Raw genomic sequence first — 24,235 nt, forward strand, 5'->3', positions numbered from 1 at the left:
ACGCCCATGCCACCCCGCAACCGCCCCGCCGCAGGCGCAGCCACAGGGGGTGGATAGCCAAACAGCCGAACATCCCAACAGCCACACGTGTCGTCGCTGCGCTCGACCCAGCCAGCGCTGCACCCAGCGCGTGGCGCATGCGCCCGCGAGATGGGGCCGAGCGCAGCGATGGCCCGAAGGGATGTTGGTTGTTCGGCTGCCCCATCCCCTCTGTATGCGCCGAGGAGCGCAGCGGTCAGCGGATCAGGGCTCGCGACTGTTTGAGCGCAGTGAAACGAAGCGAGTTTGAGCGAGACCCCGCTGGACGCGAGCACCGCAGGTTGCCCGAAGCGAAGCGCAGGGACGCAGACAGTGGGGTCGCCTTCTTTTGCCTTCTTTTCTTGGCGACGCAAGAAAAGAAGGTGCCCCGCCGGGGGCACATCCCGGCACCCGCCTTCAGCACAGGCATGCCGTCCGATCAGCGCGCAAGCCCAGGCTTCGACGGGCTCAGCCCGAACGGGTTGTGCTCCACGCAACCCTAAACGCCCCTGCGCAAGGATGCAGAATTGCTTTAAAAATGATAGCTGCCAGCGCTTTCTAAATGAGCGCTAGAGCCATTTTTGAATAAAAAATCAAACCCACCCAGCATCCACCTTGAACTCCTGCGCCGTGCACATGGCCGCATCGTCCGAGGCCAGGAACAACACCATGCGGGCGATGTCATGCGGCTGCAGCTTGTCGGGCAGACACTGGTTGCGCGCAAGCTCCTTCTCGCCCTCCGCATCCAGCCAGAGCTTGATCTGGCGCTCCGTCATCACCCAGCCCGGTGACACCGTGTTGATGCGAATGCGGTCCTGCCCCAGTGTCTTGGCCAGCCCCCGGGTGAGCCCGTTCACCGACGACTTGGCGATGGCATAGCACGGGTAGCCCGTGCCCTTGCCCTGCCAGCCGGTGGAGCCCAGGTTGATGATCGAGCCCGCCCCCAGCCGCCGCATGCCGGGCACCGCCGCCTGGATGGCGAAGAACGCGGGGCGCTCGTTGATGGCGATGCGCTCGTCGTAGTAGTCGGGGGTCACGGACTCCAGGCTGTGCCGGTCGTCGCTGGCCACGTTGTTCACCAGGGCCGAGAAATCGCCCAGGGCCGCCGCTGCATCGTGGATGGCGGCCTGCAGGGCTGCAATGTCCTTGACATCGCAGGCACGCCACCATGGCCGGGGCAAGCCCGCATCGGCCAATTGCTGCACCAGGCGTTCACTGGCCTCCTGGGCTACGTCGATGAAGGCCACCTTGGCCCCTTGCTCTGCAAAGGCCGACACGATGGCCGCCCCAATGCCACTGCCGCCGCCGGTGACGAAGACGCTGCGGCCGTTCAGGCTGGGAAAGCGTGCCATGGCAGGGGTGGATGGGGCAGGGGCAGAAGCGCTTGAAAAATTTGACATATCAATTTAAATATCAATCAATGAATAAAAATAAGTATTCAAGTATCAATTGACGTTGATAAGATGCCCGCCGTCAAGAGGCATCGCCCTGAGCGGCCCCTAAAACGGTTCAAAAAACACAACGGAGACAAACGTGGGCCTTTTGAAAACACCGGGCGCGGCGTGGGCCATGCCCCCTGTGGGCGCTGTGCGCTGCGTGCACGCCGCAGGGGCGGCCTTGGGCGAGGGCGTGCTGTGGTCGGTGCGCGAACAGGCCCTGTATTGGGTCGACATCCTGGGGCGGCAGTTGCACCGCTGGCGCCCGGGCGACGGCAAGCGTGCCCAGTGGACTTTTGACGAAGAGATCTCTGCCGTGGCAGAGCGCCGCGATGCCCCAGGCCTGCTGGTCACCCTGCGCCGGGGCTTTGCCTGGTTTGATCCGGCCACCGGCACCCCGCCGCGCTATGCGCACCAGCCTGCGACCGAGCCACCGGGCAACCGCTTCAACGATGGCAAGTGCGATGCCCAGGGGCGGTTTTGGGGCGGCACTATGGACTTTGACTGCCAACAACCCACGGGGGCGCTGTATCGCTACGACCCCGACGGGCAGTGCTCGCGGCACGACGAAGGCTTTGTCGTTACCAACGGCCCCACCTGGGCCGGTGCGGCGCAGGGCGGGCACCTGTACTTCAACGACACGGTGCAGGGCTGCGTGTACCGCTACGACTTCGATCCCGTGCGCGGCAGCGTGTCGAACAAGCAACTGTGGCTGCGCCTGGCCGAGGGCGATGGCGTGCCCGATGGCATGACCACCGATGCCCAGGGCCGCGTGTGGATTGCGCACTGGGGCGGTGCCTGCGTGAGCTGCCACCACCCGGAGACGGCGCAAGAGCTGGGGCGTGTGCACCTGCCCACCAGCCACGTCACCAACTGCGCCTTTGGCGGCGCAGACCTGCAGACGCTGTTCATCTCCACCGCACGCACGGGCCTGTCGCCAGAGCAACTGGCCGCGCAGCCTTTGGCTGGTGGCCTGTTTGCCGTGGATGTGGGCAGCCCCGGCGTGCCTGCGCATTTGTTTGGCGGATAGGCGCAGGCCATGCGCAGTCCAGCCTGTTCTGCACCCGCTCTGAGCCTCCCTTGATCGAAAGACACAACCCCATGACCCTTGCGTCCAACCCAGCCTCTCACCCCGTCGTCTGGCTGCACCATGCCGACCAGCACCTGGGCCTGGTGCCCACCTTGGGCGGCAGCGTCGCTGCCTGGCAAATGGACCATGCCGCCAGCCCCGAGGGGCGGTTGAACCTCTGGCGCCCCTGGGATGGCGCTGCGGCGGACCTGTACCAGATGGCCTCGTTTGCCATGGTCCCCTGGTCCAACCGCATCAGCGGCGGTGGTTTTGCGCAGGGGGGGCAATTCCACCCCATGCAGCCCAACCGTGCGGGCGAGCCGTATCCCATCCATGGCGATGGCTGGCTGCAGCCCTGGGATGGGCGCCAGGTGGCGGACGACACGCTGGAGATGTCGTTGCGCTCTGACCGCTTTCAGGGCAACCCTTATGACTACGAGGCGGTGCAGACCTTCCGCTTGGTGCCCGGTGGGCTGGACCAGCAGGTGCTGGTGCGCCACCTGGGCACAGAGCCCATGCCCTATGGCCTGGGCTTGCACCCTTGGTTTTTGCGCACCCCACGCACACGCATCAGCGCCCCGGTGGCCTCGGTCTGGCTGTGCGGGGACGACCCCATCCCCGTGCGCGAGACGGCGGACTTCCCGCCCGGTTGGGACTTGAATGCCGGCATCTCGGCCCACGGCGATCTGATCGACAACGCCTACACCGGCTGGGGCGGCACGGCGCAAATCGATTGGCCCGAGTGGGGCGTGCGGCTGCAGGCGCACATGCCGGACTTTGCACAAGACGGTGGGGCCGCGCAACACTACTGCCTGATTTACCGGCCGCCGCAAGGCTCGGCGTTTTGCTTTGAGCCCATCACCCAGCCCATCGATGCCTTTCACCTGCCCGGCCAGCCAGGCCTGCGGGTGCTGGCCAAGGGGGAGGCGCTGCGCCTGAGCGTGCAATGGCGGTTTGGGCCGTTGGCCGCCGCATAGGCAGCAGGGGGCACCTGGCTTGCGTCAGCCGGTGACGCAGCGCACCTGCGCGCCTTCAAACTTGTAGCCCACGCCATAGATGGAGCCGATGAGTTCGGTGCCCGGCGTCACGGGGGCCAGCTTGCGCCGCAGGTTTTTGATGTGGCTGTCGATGGCCCGGTCGCTGATGGCGCGCTGGTCCTCATGCAGGCGGGCAATGAGCTGCGAGCGCGACAGCACGCGGCCTGGGGCCTGCGCCAGGGTGCACAGCAGGCGGAACTCCAGCGGCGTCAAATCCAGCGCCTGCCCCATCAGGGTGGCTTGGTAGCGGGCGGTGTCGATGACCAGCTCGCCCACGCTGTCGCTGTGGGCCGGTGCCGATGCACCCGGCGGTGCCCGACGCAGCAGCGCCTTGACGCGGGCCACCACCTCACGGGGGCTGAAGGGCTTGCAGATGTAATCGTCTGCACCGGTCTCCAGGCCCATCAGCCGGTCCATCTCTTCGATCTTGGCCGTCACCATGATGATGGGCACATTGCTGAACTGGCGCACCTCCTGGCAAATGCCCAGCCCGTCGCGGCCGGGCAGCATCCAGTCGAGCAGCACCAGGTCGGGGCGCTGCTGGCGCAGCATGTGCAGGGCGGCATCGCCATCGCTGCAAATGCAGGTCAGGTAGCCTGCCGCCGCCAGGTAGTCGCTCAGCAACTGCGCCAGGCGCGGTTCGTCTTCGACGATCAGGATTTTTCCGCTGAGGTGGCCTGGCGTCATGAGAGTGTGGGTTGTGTCGGTGCGAGTGGCAGCTGGACTTGTATCCACAGGCCTCCCAAGGGCGACGGCATGGCGCGGATGCTGCCCGCATGCGCCAGCACAATGCTCTCGCAGATGGACAGGCCCAGGCCGCTGCCGCCGCTGCTGCGGCTGCGTGAGGACTCCACCCGGAAAAAGCGCTCAAACAGCTTGGGCAGCAGCGCTGCGTCCACCCCAGGGGCAGAGTCCTGGATGTCCAGCACGGCGTTGTCGCCCTCGCGCTGCAGGCTGATCTGCAAGCGGCCAGGCGCCTGGGTGTAGCGGGCAGCGTTGGACAGCAGGTTGTGGATCAACTGGCGCAGGCGGCCTGGGTCGGCCTGCACCATGAGGGGGGAGGGTGCGGGGGGCGGCAGAACCAGCTCCAGCCCCAAGTCCTTGCATCGCGCCACAAAGCCTTGGGACTCGCGCTCCACCAGGGCGGCCAGGTCCAGCGGCTCTTTCTTGTATTGCAGGGCGCCCAGGTCGGCCATGGACAACTCGTGCAGGTCGTTCACCAATTTGGAGAGCGAATGCACTTCTTGCTGCAGCATCGCAAACGCCTGCGGTGTCGCAGGGTGGATGCCGTCTTCCATGGCTTCCAGCTCGCCCTGCAGCACGGCCAGCGGCGTGCGCAGCTCGTGCGAGATGTCGGCGATGTAGTTGCGGCGCAGCTGTTCGTTGCGCTCCAGGGTGAGCGCGAGTTGGTTGAAGTCTCGGGCCAGCTGGCCGATTTCGTCCTGGCGGTCGGTGTGGACCCGTGTGGTGTAGGCCCCCGCGGCCAGGCTGTGGGTGGCCTTGGCCACGGCGCGCACCGGGGCCATCAGCCGCCGGGCCGTCCACCAGGCCAGCGTGGCGGCCAGCAGCACAGCAAGCCCGCCGGTGGCCAGGCTGGCTTTGAGTTGATCGTCCAGAAAGCGCAGGGAGGCGGCGTCGGTCACGCTCTGCACCGGGGCCATCACAAGCCACCCCACAGTCTGGCCCTGCACGGTGATTTCCCGTTGCACGCTGTTGGCCAGGATGTGGGGAAAGCCGATGACATGCTGGCGCTGGCTGTCCAGCAAGGACATGCGCAGCCCCGCGCCGAGCAGGTCAGAGGCGATCAGCCCCTGGGTGGCATCGTCAACGTCCCACATTTGGCCCTTGTGCTTTTCTGCCCGGACCAGGCCAAACCACACCGGGGGCTTGTGCCTCACAAACTCCCAGTCCTGGTGCTCTGCATAGGCTTCTTGCAGCCGGGGCAGCGATGCCTCCATGCGCAAGGTGGCTTGTTCATTGATGTAGCCAATGAAGCCCCGCTGAAAGCTGTATTGCGTGGTGGCGCCCAGCAGCAGCGTGACCAGCATGGCGATGGCCAGCATGGCAAGAAAAAGCTGAACGGTGATGCTGGTGCGTCGCATGCGGGGCCCTGGGGAGGATGGCATTGTCCCCCAGCGGGTGCGTGGCGCAAAGCGCGGGCCCATTTGCCAGAGGGGCTGCCAGGGGCTCCAAATTTCCTCCACATTTGGGCGCGAGCATGGCGCCATCCCAATGTGAAGTGAGTGCGTTGCCATGCCTGTTTTGTCTGAATTGCGGTCTCTCAAAGACCGTTCGTTGTTGCCCTTGCGCGCATCCCTGGTGGGTTGCGCGTGCCTGGCCCTGGTGTTGGGGCTGGGCGGCTGTGTGGACCGGGCCGGTGCCGCGCCCGGCGAGACCAAGGCCACCGCAGTAGGGGTGGTGGTGCTGGCCCCCGAGAAGCTGGATGTGGACACCGAACTGCCTGCGCGCGTGGCATCGCACCTGGTGGCGGAGATTCGCCCCCAGGTGGGCGGCATCATCAAGACCCGCCGCTTTGCGGAAGGGGCTCTGGTGAAGGCCGGGCAGGCGCTGTACCAGATCGACGCTGCCAGCTACCAGGCCGCCTACGCCAGTGCCCAGGCCAGCGTGGCCAAGGCAGAGGCCGTGGTGGATGCGAACAAGCTCACCGCCCAGCGGCAGGCGGCCTTGGCCGCCATTGAGGCCGTGAGCCAGCAAGAGCACCAGGATGCGCAGGCGGCGCTCAAACAGTCGCAGGCCGAGCTGGCGGTGGCCCGTGCTGCGCAGGAGACGGCGCGCATCAACCTGTCGCGCACCACCATCGACAGCCCCATCTCGGGCCTGGTGGATGTGTCGACCGTGACGCCGGGTGCCCTGGTCACCGAGAACCAGACGACCGCGCTCACCACCGTACGCCAGATCGACCCCATCCAGGTGGACATCACCCAGTCCAGCGCCGAGCTGCTGCGCTGGAAGCGCGAACTGGCCGAGGGGCGCTTGCAGCGCGTGGGCAAGGACGATGTGCCCGTGAAGCTGCTGCTGGAGGATGGCAGCGCCTATGCCCGCACCGGCAAGCTCAAGTTCAGCGGGGTGTCGGTGAACACGGGCACCGGCTCCATCACGCTGCGCGCCAGCTTTGACAATCCCGATGGCCTGTTGCTGCCCGGCATGTACGTGCGTGCCGTGGTACAGGCAGCGGTTGCCCAGCAGGCGATCTTGGTGCCCCAGCAGGCGGTGAGCCGCACCAGCATGGGGTCGGCATCGGTGCTGGTGGTGGACGAACAGAACAAGGTGCAAAAGCGCGCCATCGTGGCCGACCGGCAAGTGGGCAATCGCTGGCTGGTTAGCGAGGGCCTGGCGGCGGGCGACAAGGTGGTGGTCGAGGGCTCGCAGAAGGTCAAGGCGGGTGAGGTGGTGCAAGCGCAGGTGGTGGCTGCGGCAGGCGCAGCGGCAAAAACTGCGGCAAATGCAACAGCAACCGTGGCCGCGCGCTAAGAGGCTGAACCATGGCACGTTTTTTCATCAACCGCCCCATCTTCGCGTGGGTGCTTGCCATTGTGGTCATGCTGGCGGGAGCCTTGTCCATCACGTCCTTGCCGCTGGAGCAATACCCCGACATCGCTCCGCCCCGTGTGACGGTGAACGCCACCTACCCGGGGGCTTCGGCCAAGACGATTGAAGACTCGGTCACGCAGGTGATCGAGCAGAAAATGAAGGGGCTCGATGGCCTGCTGGCCATGTCTTCCAGCAGCTCCTCGGCAGGCACGGCCAGCATCACCCTGAGCTTTGTGTCGGGCACCAACTCTGACGTGGCCCAGATGCAGGTGCAGAACAAGCTGCAGCAAGCCATGGCCCAGCTGCCGCAAACGGTGCAAAGCCAGGGGGTCACGGTCACCAAGACCGGCACGGACTTCCTGATGGTGATTGCCTTTGTATCGGGCGACGGCAGTGCCAGCGCGATTGACATTGGGGACTACATCTCCTCCAACCTGGTGGACATCATCAGCCGGGTGGACGGCGTGGGCGACATCCAGACCCTGGGCACAGGGCACGCCATGCGCATCTGGCTGGACCCCGCCAAGCTGGCCAGCTTTGCGCTGATGCCCTCGGACGTCAGCACCGCCATCACGGCGCAGAACGCCCAGGTGTCTGCAGGCCAGGTGGCCGGGCTGCCCGCCACAGCGGGGCAGCAACTCAATGTGACCATCACCGCCCGCAGCAAGCTGCAGACCGTGGCGCAGTTTGAGGAGATCGTGCTCAAGACGGGCAGTGATGCCAGCGTGGTGCGCCTGCGCGACGTGGCGCGGGTGGAGCTGGGGGGCGAGAGCTACTCCATCGCCTCGCGCTACAAGGGCCAGCCTGCTGCGGCCATGGGGGTCAAGCTGGCGGCCGGGGCCAATGCCATTGGCGTGGCCAATGCCGTCAAGGCCAAGCTGGTCGAGCTGCAGCCCAGCTTTCCTTACCACCTGGAGCCGGTGATGTCTTACGACACCACGCCGTTCGTGAAGGTGTCGATCGAAGAGGTGGTGCTGACGCTGTTCGAGGCCATCGCGCTGGTGGTCTTGATCATGTATGTCTTCCTCCAGAACTGGAGGGCCACCCTGATTCCCGCCATTACGGTGCCGGTGGTGCTGCTTGGCACGTTTGGTGTGCTGTCGGCGTTTGGGTATTCGGTCAACAGCCTCACCATGTTTGGCATGGTGCTGGCCATCGGGCTGCTGGTGGACGATGCCATCGTGGTGGTGGAGAACGTTGAACGCATGATGACCGACGAGCGGCTAGGGCCCAAGGAGGCCACGCAGCGGTCCATGCAGCAAATCTCGGGTGCTTTGGTAGGCATTGCCTTGGTGCTATCGGCGGTGTTCATCCCCATGGCGTTTTTTGGTGGATCGACCGGCGTGATCTACCGCCAGTTCTCCATCACCGTGGTGTCGTCGATGCTGCTGTCGGTGGCGGTGGCCATGAGCCTGACGCCCGCGCTGTGCGTGACCTTGCTCCAGCACGCCCCAGAGGGCGGGCACCACGCCGTGGCCCGCTGTGGGTGGCTTGGCAAGTTCTTCCAGGCGTTCAATCGCGGGTTTGAGCGGGGCAGTGCATCGGTGGAGTCCGTGACGGGCGGGCTGCTGCGTCGCAGCAAACGCATGATGGTGGTGTATGGCGCGCTGGTGGTGGCGATGGTGGCGCTATACCACCAGTTGCCCACCTCGTTCTTGCCGGACGAAGACCAGGGCGTGCTGATGGCCGAGGTGCGCCTGCCCGCAGGGGCGACCGATGAGCGCTTGAAGGCCTCGCTGCAGGCGTTTGAGAACTGGCTGGGCCAGCAGGCGGATGTCGAGGGCTACACCATGATCACCGGGATCAGTGGCGACCAGGCCTCGGGCCGGGCGTTCATCCGCCTCAAGGACTGGTCGGAGCGCAAGGGCGCGGGCCAGAGTGCCGCAGACATCGCCCGCCGCGCCAACCAGGAGCTGTCGAGCCTGCGCGATGCGCGCGTGTTTGTGATGCAGCCGCCCACCATCCGGGGGCTGGGCTCCAGCGGTGGCTTTGTGGTGCAGCTGCAAGACCGCAACGGCCTGGGGCACGAAGCCCTGGCCAAGGCGCGGGACCAGTTTCTGGAGCTGGCCCGCAAGCGGCCCGAGTTGAGCCAGGTGCGCATCAGCGGGCTGGACGATGCCCCCCAGCTGGGCATCACCATCGATGACCGCAAGGCGGGCGCGCTGGGGCTGAGCACCAGCGACATCAACAGCACCTTGTCCACCGCGTTGGGCGGCACCTACGTGAACGACTTTGTGGACCAGGGCCGCGTCAAAAAGGTCTATGCCCAGGGCGATGCCGCCTTTCGCATGAACACCGACAGCATCATGCAGTGGTTTGTGCGCAATGCGCAGGGCGTGATGGTGCCGTTCTCGGCCTTTGCGCAAACCTCCTGGACCTATGGCGCCCCCAAACTGGAGCGCTACAACGGCATGGGTTCTTACGAGGTGGTGGGCGAGGCGGCCAAGGGCGTCAGCTCGGGCACGGCCATGGCTGCGGTGGAGGAGGTGATTCGGCAACTGCCCCCAGGCATTGGCTACGAATGGTCGGGGCAGTCGTACCAGGAGCGGCTCTCGGGCTCGCAGGCTCCGGCGCTTTATGCGCTGTCGGTGCTGTTTGTGTTTTTGTGCCTGGCAGCGCTGTACGAGAGCTGGTCGGTGCCGTTCTCGGTGATGCTGGTGGTGCCGCTGGGGGTGATCGGGGCGCTGGTGTTCACCTCGCTGGCCTCGTTGACCAACGACGTTTACTTTCAGGTGGGCTTGCTCACCACCGTGGGGTTGGCGGCCAAGAACGCGATCTTGATCGTGGAGTTTGCCAAACTCCTGCAGGAGCAGGGCGTGGGCTTGGTCGATGCCACTTTGCAGGCCGTGCGCCAGCGCCTGCGGCCCATATTGATGACCTCGCTGGCCTTCATGTTTGGCGTGCTGCCCCTGGCGCTGGCCAGCGGTGCGGGGGCGGGCAGCCGACGGGCCATTGGCACGGGCGTGTTGGGCGGCATGGCCAGCGCCACGGCGCTGGGCATCTTCTTTGTCCCGGTGTTCTTTGTGTTGATTCGCAGCCTGTTTGCGCGCAAGAAGGCTTCGTCGGGCCAAACCCCTGCTGCAATGAAGGAGGCCACATGATGATGCGCAGCAATACCCTGTCCTTGTTGCTCAGTTGCGCCATTCCGTTCTTTGCGGGGTGTGCCAATCTGGCGCCGGACTATGTTCAGCCGCCAGCCCCTGTGGCCGCGCAATGGCCGCAGGAGCTGGGCGTCAAGGCGCCGTCGTCGGCGTCGCCTGCCGTAGAGTGGACGGATCTTCTGGCGCTGCAGCCGCTGCGTGAGACGGTGGCGCTGGCGCTGCAAAACAGCCGCGATGTGCGGCTGGCGGTGCTGGCGATCGAGAAGGCCCGCGCCACCTACAACATCCAGGATGCCGCGACATGGCCCACGCTCAACGGCACAGCATCCATGAGCGCTGCGCGCACACCGGGCCAGGCCAGTGCCTCGGGCGTGTCCAGCACCTCGCGCAGCTACAGCGTGGGGGTGGGCACTTCGGCCTATGAGGTGGACGTGTTTGGCCGCGTGCGCAATCTGCAAGAGGCGGCGCTGCAGAACTTCCTGAGCACCGAGCAGACCCAGCGCAGCGTGCAGCTCTCGCTGGTGGCCGAGGTCACGACGGCTTGGCTGACCATGGCGGCAGACCGTTCGTTGCTGGCGCTGGCGCAGGACACCCTGCGCAGCCAGCAAGCCACCTTTGACCTGGTGGCCAAGCGCCAGCAACTGGGCGCGGATTCGAGCCTGACGCTGGCACAGGCGCAAACCACGGTGGACAGCGCCCGCCGCGATGTGGCTGCGTATGAAAGCCAGGTGCGCCAGGGCAAGTACGCGCTGGAGCTCTTGGTGGGCACGGCGGTGCCTGAGCATCTGCTCCCCACCGGGGCGGTGGACCTGGCCTCCAGCGCTGTGGTGCTGGGCGTGCCTGCGGGCGTGCCCTCGTCGGTGTTGCAGCGCCGCCCGGATGTGCTGGCGGCCGAGCATGTGCTCAAGGCCAGCAATGCCGACATTGGCGCAGCCCGTGCGGCCTTGTTCCCTCGCATCAGCCTCACCTCCTCGGTGGGCACTGCCAGCCGCAGCCTCTCTAACCTGTTCCAGGGCGGTGCCTGGAGCTTTGTGCCCTCGCTGACCATCCCGTTGCTGGACGGTGGGGCATCGCGTGCAGAACTGCGAGTGGCCGAAGTCAGCCGCGACATCCAGGTGGCGACCTATGAAAAGGCCGTGCAGACCGCCTTTACCGAGGTAGCGGATGCGCTGGCGGTCCGCGCGTCCCTGGCCGAGCGCCTGGCGGCGCAGAACTCGCTGGTGGGGGCTTGGCAGCGCAGCCTGACACTTTCGCAGGCGCGCTACCAATATGGCTCCTACAGCTATCTGAATGTGCTGGACGCACAGCGGTCGCTGTACACGGCGCAGCAAGCGCGCATCAGCCTGCAACTGGCCGACCTGGTCAACCGCATGACGCTGTTCAAGGCCTTGGGTGGCAGCTGGGCGGCGCAAGAGCAGAGCACCGGGGAATGACCCTGCAGCCCGTTGCACACACAAAAAAGCCGGTGGGCCAGAACACGCTGGCACACCGGCTGGGCTGACTGGGTTGGGTCTGTCGCTCAGGTCACTGGCGCCGGGTTGAACAAGACCAGTGCGTTGTGCAGCTTCCACTGCTCGGCCCAGGTCTTCTTGCGGCCACTGGCCACGTCCAGCATCAGGTGGAACAGCTCCCAGCCCACCTGCTCAATGGTGGCAGAGCCTTCGGCAATGGTGCCCGCGTTCACGTCCATCAGGTCGTGCCAGCGCCGTGCCAGGTCACTGCGGGTGGCCACTTTGATGACGGGGCACTCGGCCAGGCCGTAAGGCGTTCCGCGCCCGGTGGTGAACACGTGCAGGTTCATGCCTGCGGCCAGCTGCAGCGTGCCGCAAATGAAGTCACTGGCCGGTGTGGCCGCATAGGTCAGGCCCTTGGCTTGCAGCTTTTCGCCCGGGGCCAGCACGTTGGCGATGGGCGCCGAGCCGGACTTGACGATGGAGCCCATGGCCTTTTCCACGATGTTGGACAGGCCGCCCTTTTTGTTGCCTGGGGTGGTGTTGGCACTGCGGTCCACGCTGCCGCGCTGCAGGTAGGCGTCGTACCATGCCATCTCGCGCACCATGGCCTGGGCTACCTCGGGGGTGGTGGCACGGGCGGTGAGCTGGGCAATGCCGTCGCGCACCTCGGTGGTTTCAGAGAACATCACGCTGGCGCCGGCGCGCACCAGCAGATCGGTGCAAAAGCCCACGGCCGGGTTGGCCGTGACGCCCGAGAACGCATCGCTGCCACCGCACTGCACACCCACCACCAACTCGCTGGCAGGCACGGTTTCGCGGCGGCGGGCATTCAGGCGCCGCAGGTGGGCTTCGGCCTGGCGCATGATGGATTCCACCATCGACATGAAGCCCACATGGGCCTCGTCCTGCAGACACACCACGTCCAGTGCGGCAGGGGTGTTGCTGCGCTCGTCCACCAAGGGAATCGAGCCTGGGGGCAGCAGGCGCTCGGGCTGCAGCTTTTCACAGCCCAGGCTCACCACCATGACCTCGCCGCCAAAGTTGGGGTTGGAGCTGATGTTGCGCAGGGTGCGGATCGGGATCACAGCGTCGGGCGCATCAATGGCCACACCGCAGCCGTAGCCGTGCTCCAGTGCCACCACATCGTCCACATTCGGGTACTTGGGCAGCAGTTCTGATTTGATGCGCTGCACGGCAAAGTCCGTCACGCCCGCCACGCACTGCACGGTCTGGGTGATGGCCAGAATGTTGCGCGTTCCCACCGATCCATCGGCGTTGCGGTAGCCCTCGAAGGTGAAGCCCTCCAGTGCGGGCTGCATGACGCCCCGGGTGGTCGCCATGGGCAAGGCGTCCAGCTCACGTGCCTCGGGCATTTTCAGCAGGCGCTCGTGCACCCAGCTGCCTGCGGCGATGGCATCGATGGCGTAGCCAATGGGAACGCCGTAGCGCAGCACGGCCCCGCCAGCGGGCAGGTCCACCAGCGCTACCTTGTGCCCTTGGGGCACCTTGTCACGCAAGGTCAGGCCTTCAGGCAGCGTGGTGCCGGCAGGCAGGCCGCCATCGTTGGCCACGATGGCAACGTTGTCGCTCTCATGCATCCGGATGGTCAGGGGCTTCAGTGTCTCTGAGAGTGGGGTTTCGGACATCCATGTCTCCTATGATCGGTCGCTTCGCGTGCAGCCTGTGGTCTTGCATCACGGGTTTGGTAGCGGTACCATTTTAAACCACCAATGACAGAAAAAGACAACCCCAAGCGTTCCCGCCGCAGCAGCGGGGCCATCACCCTGCGTGACGTGGCCAAGCTGGCGGGGGTGGCGCCCATCACCGCATCGCGCGTGCTCAACACGCCAGACCAGGTGTCTGAAGAGGTGCGCCAGCGCGTGCTCGAAGCCGTGCAGCGCACGGGTTACGTGCCCAACCGCATGGCCGGTGGGCTGGCCTCGGCCCGCAGCCGCCTGATTGCGGCCGTGGTGCCCAGCACAGTGATGTCGGTGTTCATGGAAACCATTGAGTCGCTCAACAGCACCCTGTTCGATGCGGGCTACCAGCTCATGCTGGGCCAGTCGGGGTACTCTGCCGCGCGGGAGGAGTTGCTGCTGGAGGCCATCATCGGCCGCCGCCCCGATGGCATTTTTCTCACCGGCATCATGGGTGCGGGCAAGGGGCGCACGCGGTTGGTGGCGTCGGGCATTCCAGTGGTCGAGACCTGGGACCTCACCCCCACTCCCATCGACATGCTGGTGGGTTTTTCGCATCTGGACATTGGCCGGGCCGTGGCGCGCTTCTTCATGGAGCGGGGGCGCAAGCGCTTCGCGCTGGTGACGGCCGACGATGAGCGGGCAGGGCGCCGGGCCGCAGCGTTTTCAGAGGCCGTGGTGCAGGCGGGGCTGCCGCCGGTCACCGCCATCAGTGTGGGGGCGCAGCGTTCACTGCGCAGTGGCCGCGATGCCCTGGGGCGCCTGCTGCAGCAATGCCCTGAGGTGGATGCCGTGTTCTGCAGCTCCGACCTGCTGGCCCTGGGGGTGGTGACAGAAGCCCGCGCCCGCCAGTTGTCTGTGCCCGGCCAACTGGCCATCATGGGCTTTGGCGATGTGCCTTTCGTGGCCGACCTGCTGCCCGCACTGAGCACGGTGCACATCAATGGCGCGCACATTGGTCATCTGGCGGCACGCTACCTGATCGACTGCGCCGAAGGGCGTTCGGTGGATCGCCGGGTGGTCGAGGTGGACTTTTCCATCGTGGAGCGCGATACCACCTGAGTGCCTTTTGGGGCCATTTGCAAGGCGGGCTCGCAGGTTTGCGGCTTGTGTCGTCGCGCGCTATGGATGGCCCAGATTTCAGGGAAAACCCTCATTAAACCCTCGTTGACGACCCAATTTGGTACCGCTACCATTTGCGCATTGAAGATTTGGTAGCGGTACCAAATCTAGGCTTTGAGAAAAGGTGCGCCATGAATCGGCAAGCACTCAAGGCCTGGATGCAGGGCCGCATCCACAGCAGCGCCCCATGCTGTCTATGTGAAGGGTGCGCGGCTCACACCTCTTTCCAAAACCTGTAGGAGACAACCATGAAGAAACTGCTCTGCACCCTGGCTGCGGCCCTCACCGTGGGGTCGGCGTTTGCCTGGCCCGACAAGCCTGTCACCTTGGTCGTGCCGTTCCCACCCGGTGGCTCCACCGACCTGATCGCCCGCACCCTGATTCCCAAGCTGCAAGACAAGCTGGGTGGCACATTCATTGTGGACAACAAGGCTGGCGCGACAGGCACGATTGGGGCAGGCGCCGTGGCACGTGCCCCGGCGGACGGGCACACGCTGCTGGTTTCTTCGTTGGGTCCTTTTGTGATTGCGCCGCACCTGCTGACCAAGGTGCCCTACGACGCCCTCAAGGACTTTGACTACCTCACCGTGGCGGTGCAGGCCCCCAACGTGCTGGTGGTGCCCGCATCCTCGGCCCACAAGTCCCTGGCCGACGTGATCGCCTTTCAGAAAGCCAACCCCAACAAAATGACCTTTGCCTCCTCGGGCAACGGCAGCAGCGACCACCTCACGGCCGAGCTGTTCTGGCTGCAGACCCACACCAGCGGCATCCACGTGCCCTACCGTGGCGGCGGCCCCGTGATGACCGATCTGTTGGGCGCGCAAGTGGATGCGTCCTTCATGAACATCAACACCGCCATGCCGCAGATCCAGGCGGGCAAGCTCAAGGCGCTGGCCATCACCAGCGCCAAGCGCTCCCCTCTGCTGCCCAACGTGCAGACGCTGGAAGAAGCGGGCATCAAGGACGCCAACGTGTACTCTTGGCAAGCGATTGCGGCCCCCCGTGGTCTGCCCGCAGACATCAAGGCCAAGCTCAACGCTGCCATTGTTGCGGGGCTGAATGACCCCCAGGTCAAGCCCAAGCTGCTGGAGCTGGGCTTTGAAATCGTGGGCAACACGCCCGAGCAATTCGCCGCCTTCCAGGCCGCAGAGTTTGCGCGCTGGAAGAACCTGATCGCCGCACGCAACATCAAGGCCGATTGATGCCTGCGCAGCCGCTGCCTCTTGGGGCCGCGGCTGCGTTTTTGCACCGGCGCCGTCTTTGTGTGCGCCCACGCCAGCCAAGCTCTTTTCATCTTTGAACCTATGTCCAACGCATCTACCCCCCTTGTTACCGAACTCCGCGTGATTCCTGTGGCTGGCCGCGACAGCATGCTGCTGAACCTCAGCGGTGCGCATGCCCCGTTTTTCACGCGCAACATCCTGGTTCTCACGGACAGCTCGGGCCACACCGGGGTGGGTGAGGTGCCTGGTGGCGAGAAGATTCGCCAAACCCTGGAGGACGCCCGCGCCCTGGTGGTGGGGCAGCCCATTGGTTCCTACCAAAGCGTGCTGCAGCGCGTGCAGCAGAGCTTTGCCGACCGCGATGCCGGTGGCCGTGGCTTGCAGACCTTTGACTTGCGCACCACCATCCACGCTGTGACGGCGGTGGAATCGGCCCTGCTGGACTTGCTGGGTCAGCACCTGGAGGTGCCGGTGGCTGCCCTGTTGGGCGAGGGGCAGCAGCGCACCTCGGTGGAAATGCTGGGGTACCTGTTCTATGTGGGCGACCGCGCACTGACCGATTTGCCCTACGCCACAGACCCAGGGGCCGAGAACGACTGGTTCCGCCTGCGCCACGAAAAGGCGATGAACGCCCAGGCCATCGTGCGCCTGGCCGAGGCGGCCCGCGAGCGCTATGGCTTCAACGACTTCAAGCTCAAGGGCGGCGTGCTGCGCGGCGACGAAGAGGTGGAGGCCGTGACAGCGCTGCACGAGCGCTTCCCTGATGCCCGTGTGACGCTGGACCCCAATGGCGGCTGGCTGCTCAGGGACGCGATCCGCCTGGGCCAGAAAATGCGTGGTGTGGTGGCCTATGCCGAAGACCCCTGCGGCGCCGAAGACGGCTTCAGCGGCCGTGAAGTGATGGCCGAGTTTCGCCGAGCCACCGGCCTGCCCACGGCCACCAACATGGTGGCCACCGACTGGCGCCAGTTCACGCACGCGCTGTCGCTGCAGAGTGTGGACATCCCGCTGGCCGATCCGCATTTCTGGACCATGGCGGGCTCTGTGCGCGTGGCGCAGACCTGCCGCGACTGGGGCCTGACCTGGGGTTCGCACTCCAACAACCATTTCGACATTTCGCTGGCCATGTTCACCCATGTGGGTGCCGCAGCGCCGGGCCGCGTCACGGCCATCGACACCCACTGGATCTGGCAAGACGGCCAACGCCTGACCAAGGACCCACTGCAGATCGCGGGCGGCCACGTGCAAGTGCCCCAGAAGCCGGGCCTGGGCGTGGAGCTGGACATGGTCGAAGTGGAAAAGGCCCACCAGCTGTACATGCAGCATGGCCTGGGTGCGCGCGACGATGCCATTGCCATGCAGTACCTGATCCCGGGCTGGAAGTTCAACCACAAGATGCCCTGCATGGTGCGTTGATGTGGCCTGTGCGAAGCGGCCCCGGGTCCTTCGCATGATGTGAATCGCTGTCGGCTGCTACCGGCAGCAGGTGTGGGAATCCAGCCTGCACACCACGGGGTGGTGTGGGGCATCGTGGGCCTGGCCGGCGCCCCGAGATTTTGGGTTCGCTAGCACCTGGCATGCCAACGATAAAAATGGAGACAAGCATGCAACCATCCACCCAGAAACCGCGCCGTCAATTCCTCAAGGCGGCAGCAGGCACCGGGCTGGCCGTTTTGGGTTCAGGGGCTTTGGCGCAGTCTTTCGACTTCAGGCCCAACCAGCGCTATCCCGATCCGGCCGTTCAGATCCTGGACCCCAGCTTCGCCAAGTACCGCATCTACAGCAGCACCGTGGAGCAGGTCGCCACAGGCATGCGCTGGGCCGAAGGCCCCGTGTACTTCCCAGAGGATGGGGGCTATGTGCTGGTCAGCGACATTCCCAACAACCGCATCATGAAGTACAGCGAGCGCGACGGCAGCTTCACGGTGTTCCGCCAGCCCGCCAACTGGGCCAATGGCAATGTGCGTGACCGGCAGGGGCGCCTCATCACCTGCGAGCACTCCGTCACCCGCCGTGTGGTGCGCACCGAAAAGGGCGGGCGCCTGACGGTGCTGGCCGACAGCTATGAGGGCAAGAAGCTCAATGCGCCCAACGACATCGTGGTTAAGTCCGACGACACCGTCTGGTTCACCGACCCGTTGTTCGGCATCAACGGCGAGTGGGAAGGCTTCCGCGCCAAGCCAGAGCAAGCCTCGACCAATGTCTACCGCATTGGTACCGACGGCAAGCTGACGGCGGTCATCACCGACATCGTCAATCCCAACGGCCTGGCCTTCTCGCCCGATGAGAAGAAGCTGTACGTTGTGGAGTGGAAGGGCACGCCCAACCGCAGCATCTGGAGCTATGACGTCAATGCTGACGGCACGGTGGGCAACAAGACCAAGCTGATCGACGCCGCTGACCAGGGCGCCCTGGACGGCTTCAAGGTGGACCGCGATGGCAACCTGTGGTGCGGTTGGGGCAGCAATGGCGCGCTGCAGGCCGAGGCTTCGGAGCAAGGCGGGCGCAAGGTCTTCCAGCTCAAGGGGAAGCCCGAGGAACTGGATGGCGTGATGGTCTTCAACCCCCAGGGCAAAGCCATTGCCCACATCCGCTTGCCCGAGCGCTGTGCCAACCTGTGCTTTGGCGGCCCGAAGAACAACCGCCTGTACATGGCCAGCAGCCACTCGCTGTACGCCCTGTACGTCGAGGCGCACGGCGCGGTGTGATGCGGCGCAGGCCTGGGGCTACTGCTTAGGGGGCGCTCAGGACTGCCCCTCGGCCAATTGCCATAGCTCTTCGGCCAGGGGCGTCATCTCCCCTTTTTGGCGGTACAGCCGAATGTCGACTGGCACGTTCCAGGGGGCTGGACCTGCAGGCACCAGCAGGCCGCTGCGCAACTCCTCTGCCACCAGGCTCTGGGGAAGCCAGGCTACGCCACGCCCCTCCAACACCATGGTCTTGAGCAGCACGGCATGGTGCGAGGTGAAGACCGTGGGCGCATCGCCGAATGCCGCTGTCTGCGGGGCATCCTTTTCCAGCCGAGACAGGTGCGAGCGCATGATCCTGCCCAGGCCCGAGGCATCGCTGTAGGCCAGCATTTGCAGCGCTGGCGTGTCGCTGGCGCCCTGCATGGGCTTGGCCTGCACGTTGGCTGCAGACACGGGCCGCAGCACATCGCCCGAGAGCCGAAGCATGGGGTACTGCGCCTCGTCCAGACGGCTGGGAGCATCGGCATGCCCATGGCACAAAACGAATTGCACGCGGCGCTGCAGCATCAGGTCTTCGCAAGCGTGTGAACTGTCAGACAGGGTCTGTATCGGCCCCACCTGCAGATGGGCTTCCACCCCAGACAACCAGCGTGGAAAAAACGTGAGCGAAAGCACGTGGGTGGCCGCAAAGCGCAGGCTGGCTTGCGCCATGTGGTGGGCCGCACGGGCCTTGGTGCGGGCGGCCTCCAACTGGGCCAGCACTGCTTCGATCAGTGGCTCAAAACGTTGCCCAGCGGCGGTGAGTACGGCAGGGTGCGCGCTGCGGTCAAACAAATCCACCCCCACCCATTCCTCCAGCGCGCGGATATGGCGGCTGAAGGCCGGTTGGGCGATGGCGCGGGCCTCTGCCGCACGCGAAAAATTGCCGCTTTCGCACAAAGCCAAAAAGTCTTCCAACCATTCCAGGTCGAGGGGGCGATTGCCAGGTCCCATGGGGTCTGCTTTCTGCGGTGTCTACACGAGGTGGTGGGGGCTGGGTGCACAGATAGATGTATGCGATTGGAGTATTGGACGCCAGGCGGCACTGAGGAAATGATGCCTTTCGTGACGCACAAAGCCTTGTCCAACGCACGCACCGCAAGCCGCTTGAATTATCGGTGGGTCTTGGCGCCTTGTACGGCCCCAGCGTTTTGCTTGGGGTCCATTGGCAATCGCTTCGAGCGCACGCGCTTTCATTGTTCCAACCCCGCAAACACCATGAAGATCGTCAATATCCTTGAATCCACCCGCCCCATCAAGTCAGACATCCGCAACGCCTACATCGACTTCTCGAAGATGACGCTCAGCCTCGTCGCTGTGGTCACCGACGTGATCCGTGACGGCAGGCCCGTGATCGGCTATGGCTTCAATTCCAACGGCCGCTACGGCCAGGGCGCATTGATGCGCGAGCGCTTCATCCCGCGCGTGTTGGAGGCTGAGCCCGCCAGCCTGCTGGATGCCACCGGCGAGAACCTGGACCCGCACAAGGTCTGGGCCCGCATGATGATCAACGAGAAGCCCGGTGGCCATGGCGAGCGCTCGGTGGCCGTGGGCACCATCGACATGGCCGTGTGGGACGCCACGGCAAAAATAGCGGGCAAGCCGCTGTTCCAGCTGCTGGCCGATCGCTACGGCAACGGCACGGCCAACCCGCGCGTGTTCGTCTACGCGGCCGGTGGCTACTATTACCCCGGCAAGGGGCTCGATGGCCTCAAGAAGGAAATGGAAAGCTACCTGGAGCGGGGCTACTCGGTGGTGAAGATGAAGATCGGCGGCGCCACGCTGGCCGAGGACTGCGAGCGTATCGAGTCGGTGCTCAAGATCCTGGGCCCTGGCCAGCAGCTGGCGGTGGACGCCAACGGCCGCTTCGACCTGGCCACCGCCATTGACTACGGCAAGGCCCTGTCGCAGTACCCCCTGTTCTGGTACGAGGAAGCTGGCGACCCACTGGACTATGAACTGCAGGCAAAGCTGGGTGAGGTCTACCACGGCCCCATGGCCACGGGCGAGAACCTGTTCTCGATGCAGGACGCGCGCAACCTGATCCGCCACGGCGGCATGCGGCCCGACCGCGACTGGCTGCAGTTCGACTGCGCGCTGAGCTATGGCCTGGTCGAATACTTGCGCACGCTCGACATGCTCAAGGAGCACGGCTGGTCCCCCACCCGCTGCATTCCCCACGGCGGGCATCAGATGTCGCTGGCCATCGCCGCTGGCCTGGGCCTGGGCGGCAACGAGAGCTACCCCGACCTGTTCCAGCCCTATGGCGGCTTCCCCGATGGCGTGAAGGTGGAGAACGGCTACGTGACGTTGCCGCCGCTGCAGGGCATTGGATTTGAGGGTAAATCAGACTTGATCGCTGAGATGCGGGCGCTGGCCTCCTGAGCTCAGAGCACCCGCACTCCCAATTCGCCCACCAGCGCGGCCGCCTGGTCGCCAGAGATGATGGCGCCCTTGAAGAAGGGTGCCACCTGCGCCAGTTTCAGGCCGCCCAGGTCTACGCCGCGCAGGTCGGCGCCGTCAAAGCGCGTATTTTTCAAATGGGCGTCTCGCAAGCTGCCGCCTTCAAACAGCGCATCCCGAAAATCGCAGCCCCCCAGATCGGCCTCGGACAGGTCAAGCTGCGCAAGGGTTTGCTTGCGAAACGACAGGCCCCGCAAATCGGCGCCCACGAGCAGTGATTCGTGGAACTCCAGCCCCAGGGTGTGCGCCTCGCGAAAGTGTGCCCCGGTGAGTTTGACTTCGGCAAACAGCGCGCTGGACAGTCTTGCGCGTGTCCAGTCGGTGTTGTTGAGGTCGCAGCGGTGCCAGCGCGCATCGGTGCAGTCTGCGCGTTGCAGTTGGGCCCGCGCAGCGCGGCAGTCCAGCCAGCGGGTGCTGGTGAGGGTGGCGGCTTCCAGTGCGGCGTCTGCGAAGGTACAGCCGATAAAGGTGGCGCCGCGCAGGTCCATCTGTGACAAATCCTCGCCGTCAAAGGTGCAACGCTCAAACTGCAGTGCTGCAGGGGCGTCGGCCACCAGGCGTTGCAGATCGGCCCGCGACAGGTGTTGATCGGTTACGGGGCTGGTGGCCGTGGTGGTGGCTGTGGTGCTGGGGGTGGAGGTCATGAACAACGAAACCATGGGGCGCAGAAGGCGGTGGGTGAAAAGCCCAAGAGGGCAGGGTGCCGCAGGGCTTCAGTGCCCCGTGCTGCGGGAGAACAGGTGAATCACCAGTACCCCCGCCAGAATGAGGCCTATGCCAAGCAGCGCTGCGGTGTCCAGGCGCTGGTCGTAAACCACCCAGCCCACGGCAGACACCAACACAATCCCCACGCCTGACCACACCCCGTAGGCAATGCCCAGTGGCACCGTCTTGAGCGTGAGCGACAGCGCATAGAACGCCGCTACGTAGGCCACGGCGGTCAACGCCGAGGGAAGGGGGCGAGTGAAGCCCTCGGAGGCTTTGAGGGCGCTGGTGCCAATCACCTCGGCCAAGATGGCGGCGCCCAGCAGGGCGTAAGCGGGCAGGGGCATCAGTCTTCTTTCTGGCCGCACAGTTGCAGCAACAAGGCCAGGATGCGGGCGCGGTGCGCGTCGTCCAGGGCATACACATCCAGCATTTGCGAAAACCAGAAGCCATCTGCGGCCATCCGGCACACCAGCAGCCGGTCTGCCGCGCCAGGTGTTTCGGCGTCTGCGGCCAGCTCGGTCTGCATGGTCTGGTGCCAGCGCTCGCGGGCTTCGGGCAGGGTCAAGGCCAGCAGGCCAATGGCCCGCTGGGTCTCGACCTGGTTCAGTTGGTTGTGGGTGTCAAAGCAGGTGCGAATGTAGGCGCGGGCATGGCGCCCCGGCCCGGCGGGTTCACGTTCAAACGCCAGTGCCAGGTTCGCCTGGAATTCTTCAAACAGCTGATCGCACAGCGCCTGCAGCAAGGCCTGCTTGCTGCGAAAGTGGTGCTGCAGGCCGCCCTTGGTCACGCTGGCGCGGCGGGATACGGCGTCCAGCGTCACGGCGTGGGGGCCATCTTGTACCAGGATGTCGCGCACCACCATCAGTAACTGGCTGCGGATCAGTTCGGGCTGTTTTTGTCGGCGGTGGGCTTCTGTCATCACTACAAACCATCCGTATGGAATGTTTATTGTAGGGGTGGCCTCGGGAGCTGAGCCGGGTCTGGATCAATGTCCCCGGGCGCCCGTGGGGCCTTCACTGGACATTTCGTCCAGTGTGGTGGCCAGTGCACCTGACAAGCCTGAGAGCGCAGCCTGCGTCATATCCGGTAACAATCCGTGCCAATCACCGCACCCCATCGCCCCTGAACCCATTCCCCCGCCATGTCCCAAAACGTTCACACCCTGCACCTGTTCTTTGAAGACCCCATCCGGCTCAAATACTGCCAGCTGGTGTTCCAGTACCTGCAATCCGACAACACCGAGCAGGCCGAGCGCTGGGCCGAAAAGCTGGGCGGGGCTGACCTGGCCAAACTGTGGGACAGTGACTGGTTCAACCATGGCGTGCGTGCCCAAGGCCCGGGGCTGGTGCTGAACTTTGATTCGAGCACGCACGACGGGATTCCGCTGCAGATGCTGGAAGAGCTGTTTGCTCACGGCCTGCGCTCTGCCGTGGCCGAGGTGTTTTACGACCAGGTGGGTGAGACCGAGCGCATGTTCTTCGAGCAAGGCATGTGGGTAACCCGCCAGTCTTTTTATGCCAGCAACCCCACCCTGAAGGCTGTGGTGGAACGCGCTGACGACGATACAGAAGAGAGAGCGGGAGAAGAAGACGAGGAGGGTGCCAGCGACGGCACCAAGAACCCACGCAAGCCGGTGCCCATTGGCACCCTGCGCACCCAGCAGGACGAACGCGAGCGGGAAGGCCGCGAAGCGGTGGATGCCATGGTCGGCATGTTCAAGGACATGCGCGAAAGCGGCGTCAACCCGGTGGACGGAATCATGGGCATCTTCATGCTGAAGGCGGGCTTCAAGGGGCTGGTGCACGCCGCGCTGTTCACCTTGGTCACGGTGCTGCTGTTCAAGGGCTTTTGGTTGTGGATGGGTCTGGGCCTGCTGCTGGCGGTGGTGCTGCCGCTGTACTACATGAGCACGGAGCGCAAGTCGCTGTTCTCCTGAACGAGCGTCTGATGGCATGGGCCGCATACAACACATTGAAAACACAGAAACGAGGGAGAAAAAACGATGTTGACCGAGATTGAATGGTGGGGGGGCGTGCTGTTTATCGTGGGCGCCGTGGTGTATCGCATGGCCATTGGTGCGCTGGACAAGGATGCAGGGTTTGATGCCAACCGGCTGCTCTCGCACGTGTTCTTTCTGGCCCCGGCTGTGGTGCTGGCGGGCTACTTCTACCCGCTGGAGCGCCCGGGGTTGCGTTACGCCTACCTGGGCGTGCTGGCGGTGGCACTGCTGGCCATGGTGGCTACGCTGGGTATGGAAATCTGGGACAACATCCAGACCGCCAAAGAGGCCAAGGCCGCAGGTACGGGTCAAGGTAGCGCCAGTGTGGTGACAGACGCCCCCGAGACCCGCATGCTGGAGCCAGCTGCGCTGGCATCGGTGCAGGCGAGCCAGGGGAAGCAAGGCCAGGGCGAAGGCGGTGAGGGCGATAGCGAGGACGATGACGATGACGAGGAGGTCGGCACCTTCTACACCGTGCTGGGCATGCTGCTGCTCTACAGCCCGGTGTTTGTCGTCTGCGCTTTGGGCTGCTACAAGGCTTGGCCCATGGTGCAATCGCTGCTGCAGCGCTAAGCGCTTTTTCAACGGCCTGCATCCACAGACAGGCATGCCTTGTGCGTGTCCTGT

Annotated in this window: 20 protein-coding genes; 12 read left to right on the plus strand and 8 right to left on the minus strand. The window is 65.0% G+C overall.

Annotation, left to right across the window (positions count from 1 at the left end; translation table 11 throughout):
• Positions 1-611: 611 nt before the first annotated feature.
• Entirely contained in the window at positions 612-1,370 is a 759-nt protein-coding gene (locus EAG14_RS03840) for an SDR family NAD(P)-dependent oxidoreductase (protein ID WP_369827628.1), read from the minus strand.
• 217 nt (positions 1,371-1,587) lie between these two features.
• On the opposite strand from EAG14_RS03840, the gene EAG14_RS03845 reads away from it, so the two are divergent.
• Both EAG14_RS03845 and EAG14_RS03850 read left to right on the plus strand, forming a co-directional pair.
• The gene (locus EAG14_RS03845; protein WP_121728111.1) at positions 1,588-2,484 is read left to right on the plus strand and encodes an SMP-30/gluconolactonase/LRE family protein; all 897 of its coding nucleotides are present in this window, start codon (positions 1,588-1,590) and stop codon (positions 2,482-2,484) included.
• Positions 2,485-2,555: 71 nt separating this feature from the next.
• A complete protein-coding gene (locus EAG14_RS03850; RefSeq protein WP_121728112.1) occupies positions 2,556-3,500 on the plus strand; it encodes an aldose 1-epimerase in 945 nt (314 codons plus the stop codon).
• 24 nt (positions 3,501-3,524) lie between these two features.
• On the opposite strand, the gene EAG14_RS03855 is transcribed toward EAG14_RS03850, so the two are convergent.
• Positions 3,525-4,247 carry a response regulator gene (locus EAG14_RS03855; protein ID WP_121728113.1) on the minus strand — a complete coding sequence of 241 codons (723 nt, stop codon included), beginning with the start codon at positions 4,245-4,247 and terminating at the stop codon, positions 3,525-3,527.
• Positions 4,244-5,662 (minus strand): ATP-binding protein, encoded by a 1,419-nt coding sequence (locus EAG14_RS03860; protein WP_121728114.1) that lies wholly within the window; start codon positions 5,660-5,662, stop codon positions 4,244-4,246. The genes EAG14_RS03855 and EAG14_RS03860 overlap by 4 nt, the downstream gene beginning before the upstream one ends.
• Before the next feature lie 151 nt (positions 5,663-5,813).
• Here EAG14_RS03860 and EAG14_RS03865 point away from each other — a divergent pair, with 151 nt between their 5' ends.
• Genes EAG14_RS03865 through EAG14_RS03875 form a run of 3 tightly spaced genes read left to right on the plus strand, consistent with a single transcriptional unit; the run spans position 5,814 to position 11,646 of the window.
• Positions 5,814-7,052, plus strand: a complete 1,239-nt coding sequence (locus tag EAG14_RS03865; protein WP_121728115.1) for an efflux RND transporter periplasmic adaptor subunit — start codon at positions 5,814-5,816, stop codon at positions 7,050-7,052.
• A gap of 11 nt (positions 7,053-7,063) precedes the next feature.
• Positions 7,064-10,213 (plus strand): efflux RND transporter permease subunit, encoded by a 3,150-nt coding sequence (locus EAG14_RS03870; RefSeq protein ID WP_121728116.1) that lies wholly within the window; start codon positions 7,064-7,066, stop codon positions 10,211-10,213.
• Positions 10,213-11,646, plus strand: a complete 1,434-nt coding sequence (locus EAG14_RS03875) for an efflux transporter outer membrane subunit (protein WP_240456928.1) — start codon at positions 10,213-10,215, stop codon at positions 11,644-11,646. The genes EAG14_RS03870 and EAG14_RS03875 overlap by 1 nt, the downstream gene beginning before the upstream one ends.
• Positions 11,647-11,732: 86 nt before the next feature.
• On the opposite strand, the gene garD is transcribed toward EAG14_RS03875, so the two are convergent.
• A complete protein-coding gene (gene garD, locus EAG14_RS03880) occupies positions 11,733-13,313 on the minus strand; it encodes a galactarate dehydratase (RefSeq protein WP_099656554.1) in 1,581 nt (526 codons plus the stop codon).
• 84 nt (positions 13,314-13,397) lie between these two features.
• Between garD and EAG14_RS03885 the strand changes: the two genes are divergently transcribed.
• From EAG14_RS03885 to EAG14_RS03900, 4 genes are all read left to right on the plus strand, one after another.
• Positions 13,398-14,426, plus strand: a complete 1,029-nt coding sequence (locus EAG14_RS03885; protein WP_121728117.1) for a LacI family DNA-binding transcriptional regulator — start codon at positions 13,398-13,400, stop codon at positions 14,424-14,426.
• Between the two features lie 308 nt (positions 14,427-14,734).
• Positions 14,735-15,688 carry a tripartite tricarboxylate transporter substrate binding protein gene (locus EAG14_RS03890; protein WP_121728118.1) on the plus strand — a complete coding sequence of 318 codons (954 nt, stop codon included), beginning with the start codon at positions 14,735-14,737 and terminating at the stop codon, positions 15,686-15,688.
• A 102-nt stretch (positions 15,689-15,790) separates the two neighbouring features.
• On the plus strand, positions 15,791-17,125 hold the full coding sequence (gudD, locus tag EAG14_RS03895; protein WP_121730279.1) for a glucarate dehydratase: 1,335 nt from the start codon (positions 15,791-15,793) through the stop codon (positions 17,123-17,125).
• Between the two features lie 188 nt (positions 17,126-17,313).
• Positions 17,314-18,417, plus strand: a complete 1,104-nt coding sequence (locus tag EAG14_RS03900) for an SMP-30/gluconolactonase/LRE family protein (protein WP_121730280.1) — start codon at positions 17,314-17,316, stop codon at positions 18,415-18,417.
• A gap of 36 nt (positions 18,418-18,453) precedes the next feature.
• Here the strand turns inward: EAG14_RS03900 and EAG14_RS03905 are convergent, their stop codons facing one another.
• Positions 18,454-19,392, minus strand: coding sequence for a LysR family transcriptional regulator (locus tag EAG14_RS03905; protein WP_121728119.1), 939 nt, complete (start codon positions 19,390-19,392; stop codon positions 18,454-18,456).
• Positions 19,393-19,656: 264 nt separating this feature from the next.
• Here EAG14_RS03905 and EAG14_RS03910 point away from each other — a divergent pair, with 264 nt between their 5' ends.
• Positions 19,657-20,823: a mandelate racemase/muconate lactonizing enzyme family protein gene (locus EAG14_RS03910; protein WP_121728120.1), complete on the plus strand. Its 1,167-nt coding sequence runs from the start codon at positions 19,657-19,659 to the stop codon at positions 20,821-20,823.
• A 2-nt stretch (positions 20,824-20,825) separates the two neighbouring features.
• On the opposite strand, the gene EAG14_RS03915 is transcribed toward EAG14_RS03910, so the two are convergent.
• The 3 genes from EAG14_RS03915 to EAG14_RS03925 all read right to left on the minus strand — a co-directional run bounded on the left by EAG14_RS03915 (position 20,826) and on the right by EAG14_RS03925 (position 22,528).
• Positions 20,826-21,545, minus strand: a complete 720-nt coding sequence (locus EAG14_RS03915; RefSeq protein WP_121730281.1) for a pentapeptide repeat-containing protein — start codon at positions 21,543-21,545, stop codon at positions 20,826-20,828.
• Positions 21,546-21,614: 69 nt separating this feature from the next.
• A complete protein-coding gene (locus EAG14_RS03920; RefSeq protein WP_369803877.1) occupies positions 21,615-21,947 on the minus strand; it encodes an SMR family transporter in 333 nt (110 codons plus the stop codon).
• Positions 21,948-21,952: 5 nt separating this feature from the next.
• Positions 21,953-22,528, minus strand: a complete 576-nt coding sequence (locus tag EAG14_RS03925) for a TetR/AcrR family transcriptional regulator (protein WP_099741965.1) — start codon at positions 22,526-22,528, stop codon at positions 21,953-21,955.
• A 222-nt stretch (positions 22,529-22,750) separates the two neighbouring features.
• Between EAG14_RS03925 and EAG14_RS03930 the strand changes: the two genes are divergently transcribed.
• Positions 22,751-23,545, plus strand: coding sequence for a hypothetical protein (locus EAG14_RS03930; protein WP_121728121.1), 795 nt, complete (start codon positions 22,751-22,753; stop codon positions 23,543-23,545).
• A gap of 66 nt (positions 23,546-23,611) precedes the next feature.
• Positions 23,612-24,181, plus strand: a complete 570-nt coding sequence (locus EAG14_RS03935) for a hypothetical protein (RefSeq protein ID WP_099741963.1) — start codon at positions 23,612-23,614, stop codon at positions 24,179-24,181.
• The last annotated feature ends 54 nt before the right edge of the window (positions 24,182-24,235 follow it).

This window comes from Acidovorax sp. 1608163 (genome assembly GCF_003669015.1).
Taxonomy (GTDB): domain Bacteria; phylum Pseudomonadota; class Gammaproteobacteria; order Burkholderiales; family Burkholderiaceae_C; genus Acidovorax.